Genomic DNA, 9,795 nt, shown 5'->3' with positions numbered 1-9,795 from the left:
CTGTCGGCGTACACGTGAACGTCCCCAGCCTCGTACGGATGAAAAGGGACAGTTGCTGATGCGGTGAGACCTGCCGCTCGGCACTCTGCTGCTTGGTCGATATGGACGGCGGAGGAGGCTGGCAGTGGTCTTGGATCCGCAGCGTTGGCTGGAGCTTCGGCGATTTCGGGGCTTGTTGGAGTCCGGGGCGATGAGCCTGTCGGAGATCTCCAGGGAGACCGGGCTGGACCGCAAGACGGTCCGCAAGTACCTCTCGGCACCGGGGCCGGCGACGCCTCCACGACGGTCGCCGAGCGGGCGGTCGCGGGCAAGGGTCATCGACGAGTTCGGGCCGCTGATCGACTCGATGCTCCGGGCCGAGGTCCTGATGAAGGCCGCAGTCATCCACGAGCGGCTGGCCCAGGAGTACGGCTTCACCGGCAACTATCAGCGGGTCAAGCTCTACGTTCAGACGGCCCGGCCGAGGATCGCCGAAGAACTCGGGATCACGCCCAAAGAACTGGCGGGGATGCACCGCCGGTTCGAGGTGATCCCGGGCGCCCAGGCCCAAGTGGACTGGGGCGACGAGGGAAAGATCCTCGCCCATATGGGGATCCCGAAGGTCTACTCCTTCCACATGACGCTGTCGTACTCCCGCGATCCGTTCTGCTGCTTCACCACCAGCCAGGACCTGCAGACCTTCTTCGACTGCCACCGCCGGGCCTTCGCGCACTTCGGCGGGGCACCGATGACGATCGTCTACGACCGGACCAAGACGGTCGTCCGACGCCACGTCGCTCCTGGCGAGGCGGTCCCGCTGCATCCGGAAGCGGTCGGCTTCGCCGGCCACTACGACTTCGACATCGACGTCCTGGCCGCCTACCGGCCGCAGGGCAAAGGCCGGGTCGAGCGACAAGTGCTGATCGTCCGCGACCATGTTCTGTCCGGTCGGTCGTTCTCCTCCGTCGAGGAGATGGACGCCGCGTTCACCGCCTGGGTGCCCCAGCGGCGGGCCCAGATCCACAAGACCCACCGCGAGGTCATCGCGGAGCGGGCGGCGAGAGACCACGCGGCTCTCAAACCGCTGCCGCAGACCCCGTATCTGGTGGCCGAGCGGCAGCTGCGGCACGTCGGCAAGGACTGCTTGGTCGCCTTCGACGGCAACCTCTACTCCGTGCCAGCTCACCGAGTCCGCGCTCGCCAGCTGGTCGAGATCCGGGCCACGAAATCCCAGGTCATGCTGCATGCCACCCTCGCCGACGCCCATGGCAGCACGCTGCTGGCGGCACATCCGCGGGCCATCGGACGCGGTGCACGTGTCGTCGACGAGTCTCACTGGGACGGCCTGCCCACCGGCAAGGGCCGCCGGACCACCACCGGCGACATTCCAGTCAAGCCTCGTCAAGAGCGGCCGCGGGGCGAGGAGACCGGCCCGTTGCAGGCCCTGCTGAACCGGGCCGCGGCCACCCGGATCGAGGTCGGGCGCCGACCGTTGTCGGTCTATGACGAGCTGACCGGCACCCGTCCCTTCACCACCCATCGAGCGACGAAGGAATCGTCTTGAGTGAGCTGACCGGCAACCGCATCCGCACCACGGCCGGCAAGCTCGGCCTGCCCCACCTCGCGGAAACCATCAACGAGTTCACCCGCCGGGCGGACGAGGCGAAGATGGGCTACCTCGACTTCCTCGACCTCGTCCTCTCCGAGGAACTGGCCGTCCGCGACGACCGTCGCTTCCGCCAGGGCCTGCGGCTTTCCAGGCTGCCGCACCACAAGACGCTTGATGAGTACGACTTCTCGTTCCAGCCCGACCTCGACCCGCGCAAGGTCAAGGACCTGGCCACCCTCTCGTTCGTCGAGGCCAAGGCGAACGCCGCTCTCCTGGGCCCGCCGGGGGTGGGCAAGACGCACATCGCGGTCGCTCTGGCGGTCGCGGCCTGCCGGGCCGGTTACTCGGTCTACTTCACCAGCCTCGACGACATGGTCCGCAACCTCAAAGCCGCCGAAGCAGCCGGCCGTCTGGCCAACAAGCTCGGCACCTACCTGCGGCCGGGCGTCCTCGTGGTCGACGAGGTGGGCTACGAGATCCTCGAACGCGGAGAGGCAAATCTCGTCTTCCAGGTCATCTCAAAACGGTATGAGAAAGGCTCGATCATCCTGACCTCGAACAAGACCTTCAGCGAATGGGGACAGGTGTTCGGCGACGAGGTCCTCGCCACCGCCATTCTCGACCGGCTCCTGCATCACTGCGACGTGCTCTCCATCAACGGACCAAGCTACCGGCTCAAGAACCGGCTCAAGGCCATCGAGCGCGACACAGACGTGGCCTGACCGGCCACGTCGTGACACTCGGCCGGGACCTGGTCAGTCGCCGTCGAGTCGCTGGAAGATCTCGGAGAACTCGTCGTTCTCGATCAGTCCGGCGATCACCTTGGTCATGTTGTCGATGCCGGGATCCCGGACGATCAGGCCGTCCGAGACCCAGAAGTAGCGGCCGCCGAGAGCCTCGTCGGTTCCTGCCCAGGTCTGCATCAAGCGTTCGACCTCTGCGACCGTGAAGACGGTCGCGCTCCACCGGGAGCCGTCCTTGAGGTCCACGAAGAGATCGACGTTGCACACCAGGTCCAAGTCCTCGCCTGAGCTGGGCAGGAACGATGCCTCGAAGGCGTCCGCGCGAACCCGAAACCACGGCCCGTCCCAACCTCGTTCAACCGACCCAGGCGATGCGCTGTGACTCATCCTGCGAGTGTCTCCGGCTGGTCCAACGATCTCAACCAGGATCCCCAGACGTGCGCCTGCCCGCGACATAGCTGGGGACGTTCGTCCGTACGCGACTGGGGAGCTTAGGTCGTACGCCGACAGCCGCCCGTCTGGGAACGGGACTGGGGCGATGCGCAAGCACGCCTGGAGGACCTCAAAGGCCGCGTCGGCGACGGTGGGTGGACCCATGCCCTGGCCCGGGTGACCGCCACCGACCGCGAACTCATCGACTATTTGCTGACCGGAGACCTCAACGCATGAGCACGGCCCCAGAACCGGACCGTTTCCGGCTGCCTCTGCCCAACCCCACCACTCCCGTGGTCCCCGCGCACCGCGTCGTTGCCCAGCACGCTCACCTCAACGCCCGCTACGACGCTGCCGTCTGGCCGCTGGCGCCGCTGATCAGCAACCCCAGCACGAGCCTGGCTGCGATCCGCTGGCGAAACTGTTCGCCCGCATTGGAAGCGGAGATGCGGCTCGCCGTCTGGACGATGATCAATGGTGAACTGCGGCCCACCTTCCTCAAGGAACGCGCCGTCCGTCTGAGATCCCGCCTCTCGCCCGAAGGCATGGGCGACGCAGTGCAGCAGTGGATGCTCCTCACGATCTGGCTGGAAGCTCGAGGCATACACACCCTCGCAGACTGTGACGGCCAGGTCCTCAGGGACTACGGTCACCACCTGCGCGACTCCGGCAGCGGTCGCCCACACGTCCAGCGAGTCCTGGGGTGGTTGACGCGCCTGTGGGCATTCGACCAGCTCAGCGCACGGCCTGCGGGGATCGGGCGCCCACCATGGGATGAGTTCGGTGCGGACGACTTCCTGCCAGCAGCAACGGTTGTCGGCGGTGAGAACTCGAGGGAGCCACTGGCCGAGGCGACGATGGGCCCCCTGCTCGTCTGGGCGATCCGCATGATTGACGACCTCTCCGACGACATCCTCGCCGCCTGGGACGAGGCCACACGTCTCATCAACATCGCCAAGACGAACACCGCGACAGCCGAAAGCAAGGCCGCTCTGGACGCCTATCTCGGCCCACTGATCAGGTCGCAGGCCGCGCTTCCCTCGACCGAGCACCACGGCAAGCCGGCTCTTGCCCGGCAATACATCATGGGCATCACCGGCGCGTCCGGCCGGCAGGTCGACACATTGAACGAACGCCACGGTCTGACGAAAGCAGCTGCCGAGCGCCCAGGGCCCTGCCCGCTGAATGTTCCCGTGACAGGACGGATCGCCGGGGCGCCCTGGCGAGAGGTCCTCGACTTCAACGAAGCCTCCTCCTTGATGAGGCACCTGGCCACGGCCGCCTTCATCGTGTGTTCGTACCTGACGGGCATGCGTCCCGAAGAGGCTCTCGGCATGGTCTCCGGGTGCTGCCCGGACCCTCAACCCGATGAGCGGGGTGAAGTCGGGCGCCACCTGATCCACAGCCACGAGTGGAAGACCGCCACCGACGAGGAGGGCAACCACACATCCGCCGGCGCCGAACGCGAAGTGCCGTGGGTGGCCATCACACCCGTTGTCAACGCTATCCGCGTGCTGGAACGCATGGTCCCTCCCGGGAGCCTCCTGTTCGACCACCTCGCCCACGACCTGCGTTTCGCACGTCAGGGCACCGGCTCCCTGAAGCCGGGCGCGCTGCGGACGCGGATCGAGGAATTCGTGGACTGGGCGAATACGGAGGCCGCCGCCCAAGGGCTGCCGGGCGAGGCCATCGCATCTGACCCGCACGGCGCGATCGGCACTGCGCGGTTTCGCAGGTCCCTGGCCTGGCATATCGCGCGACGGCCCGGCGGCCTGGTCGCCCTCGCCATTCAGTACGGCCATATGCGCACGGCGTTGACCACCGACGTCTCCGGCGGATACGGCACACGCAGCCGCGACGGCATCCACAACGTCATAGCCCTGGAGACCGCCCTGGCGACCGCAGAGACGGCTGCCGAGCTCCACGAGCACTTCGAAGAAGGCGGCGGCGTCTCAGGGCCCGCTGCCCGGCGAGCCCTGCTCGAGGCCGCTACCGGACCGCGGTTCGAAGGACGCGAGGTCAAGACGGACTTCGTGCGCAAGTACGAAGAAGCACGCAAGTATCTCGCCCGCGACGGCGCCGTCATCTATGAGAATCCGCACGCCCTCCTGCTCTGCCTCTACAAGCAGGATCGGGCCCTCTGCGCCCGTGATGGCATCAAGGACGCCCCCACACTCGACGCGTGTGTTCCAGGCTGCGGGAACGCCGTCCGCACCGATCAGCACGCCGCCCAGCTCCGCCTCCGCGCCAACACCCTCGACGTTCGTGCCGCCCATGCACCCCAACCGGTCGGCGACCGCTTGCGCGCGAACGCCAACAAGCTCCGCTCCTTCGCCACCGAACACGACCGCACTCGCATCACCCGCCAGGAGGCCGCCGCATGACCCCCGCCATCGACGAACGCGAGCGCATCCGAGCCGCGATGGACCGCATCCTGGACGGCACCCCGCAGACATCCAACGGCGCCCTCACGATCGTCGCCCTCGCGCAGGAAGCCGACGTTCCGAGAAACGCACTTACCCAGCGACACCTCGATCTCAAGAACGACTTCTACGAACGGGTCAAGGAACGCGGGGCAACCCCAGACGCCGAGGCCCGCCTCCGCAAAACCATCGTGAAACTCAAGGAAACGATCGCCAACAAGAACGAAGAACTCGATCAGCTCCGCGCCGACGTTCCCGCCCTCGTCCGAACCGTCAATCAGCTCACACTGGAGAACCAACTACTTCGCGAGGCACTCGCGCAGCCTGCGTCAAACGTTCTGGCCTTCCGCAACCGCCAATCACCTCACCCAAACGACTGACTGAACCGCCCCGGGTTCGGTAGAGAGCTCAGATAGCGGTTGTGACCTGGGGTTTCGTGGTCGCGAGGTAGTAGTTGTTCTCGTACTCGACGGGCGGGACGTGGCCTATTTCACCGTGGAGGCGCCGGTGGCAGTACCAGTCGACCCATTCGGCGGTGGCCAGCTCGACCTGGGAGAGCGTCTTCCAGGGCCGTTGCGGCTTGATCAACTCGGTTTTGTAGAGACCGATGGTCGATTCCATCAGGGCGTTGTCCAGTGCGTCCCCGACGGAACCGATGCTCGCCGCGAGACCGGCGGCATCCAGGTGCTCGGCGAGACGGAAACTCGTGTATTGCGACCCGGCATCGGAGTGATGGATCAACTCGCCGTGCGTATACGGGTGTTGGTCGCGGTCGCGTTGCCACAGTGCCATCTCCAGCGCGTCCAGGACGAGCTGGGTCTCCTTCGATGTGGAGGCGGACCAGCCCACGATGCGACGTGAAAAGGTATCCACGACGAAGGCGACGTAGACGACGCCCGCCCAGGTCGCCACGTGGGTGAAGTCCGCGACCCAGGTGCGGTTGGGCGCCTCGGCGACGAAGTCGCGCTCGACGCGGTCCGGTGCCCGCTCGGCCTTCTCGTCCGGGATCGTGGTGATGACCCTCTTGCCGCGCACCGCGCCGGCGATGTTCAGCTCGCGCATCAGCCGCTCGACCGCGCAGCGGGCCACCGGGATGTCCTGGCGGTTCAGCTCGCGCCAGATCTTCCTCGCCCCGTAGACGCGGTAGTTGGACGCGTAGATCTCCTTGATCTTCTCTTTCAGCCCGGCGTCGCGCACGGTCCTCGCGGACGGCTCGGCCAGCCGCTTGTGGTGGGCGTAGTAGGTGGAAGGGGCGATCTTGCAATCGTGCTCGGTGAGCACGCGGCAGATCGGCTCGACACCGCCGAAGCGGGCCCGGTGCTCGTCGATGAACGCTACGAGCGTGTGTGTGGCCGGTCGAGCTCGGCCGCGAAGAAACTTGCCGCGGCTTTCAAGATGTCGTTCGCGCGGCGGAGTTCGGCGTTCTCCTTCTTCAGGGCCTTCATCGCCGCGGACTCCTCCGACGTCGTGCCGGGCCGCCGACCGGAGTCGATCTCGTCCTGCTTGACCCAGTTCCGCAGGGTCTCGGCCGAGCCGATGCCGAGTTTCTGGGCGACCGTCTTCAGCGCGGCCGACTCGTTCGGGTAATCACCGCGGACCTCGGCGACCATGCGGACCGCTCGTTTGCGCAGCTCAAGGGGATAGGAGGAGGGGCGTGCCATGACTCAATCCTTACATGGAATCGAGTCTCTATTCGAACCGGGGCGGTTCAGACAGCACAACAACCGCGTTCCGAGACTGAGCCCTCGGGGGCCTCCACAACCCGTCTCAATAGACCAGAACCGGCAGGGCCCTCCGGGCCCTCAAAGATCTCAACACGCTGACTTGACAGGGAACAGGTCGACCGCCCAGGTCACGTCTCGGCCCAGGCCGAGCACGTCGCCGATGAGCTCAAGCAGCTCGGGCTCATTGTTCGCCACGCGTCGCGAGAGCAGCACCCGGGCATCCGCGTCGATCACCGTGCAGTGATGCTCTGCCTTGCCCGCGTCCGTACCGGCCCCCAGTCTGGGCACGTCCACCTCCATCGCCGTCCGTCACATGTCCCAGCAGACGACCTCGCCGACGTGTCCTTACACAGCGATCCAGTTCGCGCATCCCAATGAGCGGCCGAGTCGTCGCGGGGTTCCGGGCGGCCAATCACAGTGAGCCACACCAACGGCATGAGGATGGCAGCCACACCCGGAACCCCTGGGCCTCCCGATCATACGAAGGACCAGGACGAACCCAAGTAAGAAGGTAAGGAGGATTGGTCATGGCACCGCTCGGCGGCCTGACCCACCGTCGGTGAGCCGGGGAGCGCGCGACGAGCGGAGAGAGAAGCCTTGAACCCGTAGAGAAGGTCTCTACTCACGCAGCCCACCTCCACGCGATACGCCTCAGGAACTGCCGTCAACTACTGCCGCGAACGCCCGAGCAACGACTCGCTGCGGGGCGTTCTGGCTGGTGGGCGCGGACGGATTCGAACCGCCGACATCTACTTTGCAAGCCTGGCGCCGACCGCGGGACAGACTTGGCAGGTCAACCGCCGCACAACAGCACCGAGCCAGTGAGCGCTTCTCTGCACCGCCTCGCACCCCAAGTTACCGTGACTGACTGCTCGATCTGGCACGGATCTGGCACCGCGGCGCCACCACACAGGGGCTGACGATACGGCCGACCGCCGCCTGGCTGCCCGCTCGATTCGAACTATCGGCACGGCGGTCACTGAGGTCTGTCGGCCCGGCAACACGGGCTGTAGGGATCAGCCAGGGCTATTGGTGGTCGGCGGGTTGCTGTACTTCTCTGCTGCACTGCGACCACGGAAAGGGGCGAGACGTCGGGGAGTGGATCACGATCGTGGCTGAAGTACTCGGGTAGAGCTGAGTACTTACGCTCTGGTTGGTTATGGGGGTGAGCCGGAACGCTTGGGGCATGCGACAGCGACTACTGAAACTCGTTCCCCAACTGTTGGCGATCCTCGTGCTGGCTGCGGTGGCGCTCGCGGTGTGGGCTGCCTGGCTGGGCTGGGACCAGCATCGTGACGTGCAACCTGACGGTACGACGACCGGCCCGTACGAAGCGTGGCAGGTGATCGGGCTGGTACTGACTCTGCTGGCGCCGGTGTGCTGGGCGGCATCCCGGCGCTACATCGCAGGCGCCGTGCTCGGCATCACGGTTGGCCTGACCGCTGCCGCCTATTACGACTGGTCGGACGACTCCAGCGGCCTCTTTATGGTCGGCGTGGGGATGGTCATGGTGGGGAGCCTCGTTGTGACCGCCGTCATTTCCGCTGTGATCGCCTCTGTGAAACGAGACGGACGTTGACGGGGCGCGGCACCCCGCTCTTGCCCCTAGTACTCCAGCCGCGCTTCGTGTTCTCGCTCCGCAGAGCGAGAGCCAGGGCGATCACTGCGTGATCTTGGTGAGGTGCCTGCATCCTGCAAGATCGGGCGGTGGTCGGGCGGCGAAGAACAGACCCTGACCGGTGGCTCGGCACTCCGGGACGTGGCGGCCCAAGTCGCGGGTCGGTTCGCCCCGGGGCGAACCCCAGGCATGGACAAGAGAGTTCGCGACCGAACTTCTCTCTCGCATGGAATGCAAGAACCGCCGGTCGCTGGCTGGACAGGCTGGTCGACGGCCTACGCTCCGACGCGACGCTGATCGTGCGGCCCACTGGAAAGCAGCTGGTCCTGACCACTATGACAGGAACCGGACTAGTGGCACGATAGTCGCACAAGCGGTATCAATGGTCGATACGTGTTTCCTGGGGCACCCATGAACATTCGGCTCCACCTCCGACTCTTCGCTGCAACGGCCGGGACCGGCCTGGTGCTCACCGCCTGCGGGAGTTCCGGCTCGCCCCCGAGCGCGTCAGGATCGCCGTCCGCCGCACCGGGCACATCGTCACCGTCGCGGTCGGTCACCGCCTCCATCCCGTCTGGCCCCTCGGCAATCACCCCGCCGGGCACGCAAGCGCCGACCACGCCAGCGCCCGCCGGCAGCGCGCCGCCGCTCGGCTCTGGGCGCCTCCAGCCGATGTGGCCGTTCACCACGCTCGCCAAAGCCCGGGCGTGGGAGCGTGACTTCCACTCCACCGGCCACCAGCCCTGGCATCTCGACCCTGACCAGACCGCACTGTCTTTCACCCAGGGCTACCTGGGTTTCCGGGACATCGGCCGCGTCACCGCGCACACCGTCAGAGGTCCGGACGCCCGCATCGGCGTCGGACCGAGCCGGCCCGCGGGAGCCACGGGCACTGCGGCGGTCATCCACCTCGTGCGGTACGGCACCGGCCCGGACGCCCCGTGGGAGGTCGTGGGCACCGACGACACGACGTTCTCCCTGACCAATCCCGGATACGGGGTGAACGTCCGCTCCCCCCTGCTGACCGGCGGGCGGATCACCGGAGTGGACGAAAGAATCCGCATACAGGTGCGCCAGCCGTCGTCTGCGGCACCTCTGGGCACCTCCTGCTGCACCCCGGCAGGCGGCAACGACCGGCACTGGAAAGAGTCTGTGTCCTTCTCCGGCGCCGACGACCCGGTGCTCACGGTCGTCGCGTCCACCGGCGGGCACATCGCCGAAGTCGAACGCTTCACAGTCACCGCGGTGCGCACCGGCTGACCGGCTC

General features: G+C 66.6%; 8 protein-coding genes and 1 pseudogene. 6 read left to right on the top strand and 3 right to left on the bottom strand.

All coding sequences use genetic code 11. The annotated features are described in order from the left end of the window. Positions 1–124: 124 nt before the first annotated feature. Positions 125–1,543, top strand: a complete 1,419-nt coding sequence (gene istA, locus OHA03_RS44665) for an IS21 family transposase (protein ID WP_267007700.1) — start codon at positions 125–127, stop codon at positions 1,541–1,543. Then, positions 1,540–2,310, top strand: coding sequence for an IS21-like element helper ATPase IstB (istB, locus tag OHA03_RS44660; RefSeq protein ID WP_267007701.1), 771 nt, complete (start codon positions 1,540–1,542; stop codon positions 2,308–2,310). Before istA ends, istB begins: the two co-directional genes overlap by 4 nt. 33 nt (positions 2,311–2,343) lie before the next feature. Here the strand turns inward: istB and OHA03_RS44655 are convergent, their stop codons facing one another. Next, positions 2,344–2,718 carry a hypothetical protein gene (locus OHA03_RS44655; protein WP_267007702.1) on the bottom strand — a complete coding sequence of 125 codons (375 nt, stop codon included), beginning with the start codon at positions 2,716–2,718 and terminating at the stop codon, positions 2,344–2,346. A 278-nt stretch (positions 2,719–2,996) separates the two neighbouring features. Between OHA03_RS44655 and OHA03_RS44650 the strand changes: the two genes are divergently transcribed. Both OHA03_RS44650 and OHA03_RS44645 read left to right on the top strand, forming a co-directional pair. Continuing rightward, positions 2,997–5,147, top strand: coding sequence for an integrase (locus OHA03_RS44650; protein WP_267009595.1), 2,151 nt, complete (start codon positions 2,997–2,999; stop codon positions 5,145–5,147). After that, on the top strand, positions 5,144–5,566 hold the full coding sequence (locus tag OHA03_RS44645; protein WP_267001345.1) for a hypothetical protein: 423 nt from the start codon (positions 5,144–5,146) through the stop codon (positions 5,564–5,566). Before OHA03_RS44650 ends, OHA03_RS44645 begins: the two co-directional genes overlap by 4 nt. A 28-nt stretch (positions 5,567–5,594) precedes the next feature. Here the strand turns inward: OHA03_RS44645 and OHA03_RS44640 are convergent. Together OHA03_RS44640 and OHA03_RS44635 are read right to left on the bottom strand one after the other, a co-directional pair. Continuing rightward, a protein-coding gene (locus OHA03_RS44640; protein ID WP_267007271.1) for an IS3 family transposase occupies positions 5,595–6,847 on the bottom strand; the annotation gives its coding sequence in 2 pieces (ribosomal slippage) (positions 5,595–6,565 and positions 6,565–6,847; 1,254 coding nt in all). Positions 6,848–7,021: 174 nt separating this feature from the next. Beyond that, a pseudogene (locus tag OHA03_RS44635) lies at positions 7,022–7,198 on the bottom strand (transposase); the annotation flags it as partial. Positions 7,199–8,096: 898 nt separating this feature from the next. On the opposite strand from OHA03_RS44635, the gene OHA03_RS44630 reads away from it, so the two are divergent. Beyond that, positions 8,097–8,489, top strand: coding sequence for a hypothetical protein (locus tag OHA03_RS44630; protein ID WP_267009594.1), 393 nt, complete (start codon positions 8,097–8,099; stop codon positions 8,487–8,489). Between the two features lie 711 nt (positions 8,490–9,200). After that, positions 9,201–9,788: a hypothetical protein gene (locus tag OHA03_RS44625; protein WP_267009593.1), complete on the top strand. Its 588-nt coding sequence runs from the start codon at positions 9,201–9,203 to the stop codon at positions 9,786–9,788. The last annotated feature ends 7 nt before the right edge of the window (positions 9,789–9,795 follow it).

Origin of the sequence: Streptomyces sp. NBC_00154 (genome assembly GCF_026342835.1) — a bacterium.
Classification (GTDB): Bacteria; Actinomycetota; Actinomycetes; order Streptomycetales; family Streptomycetaceae; genus Streptomyces.
This window is presented reverse-complemented; position numbering and strand designations above follow the sequence as displayed.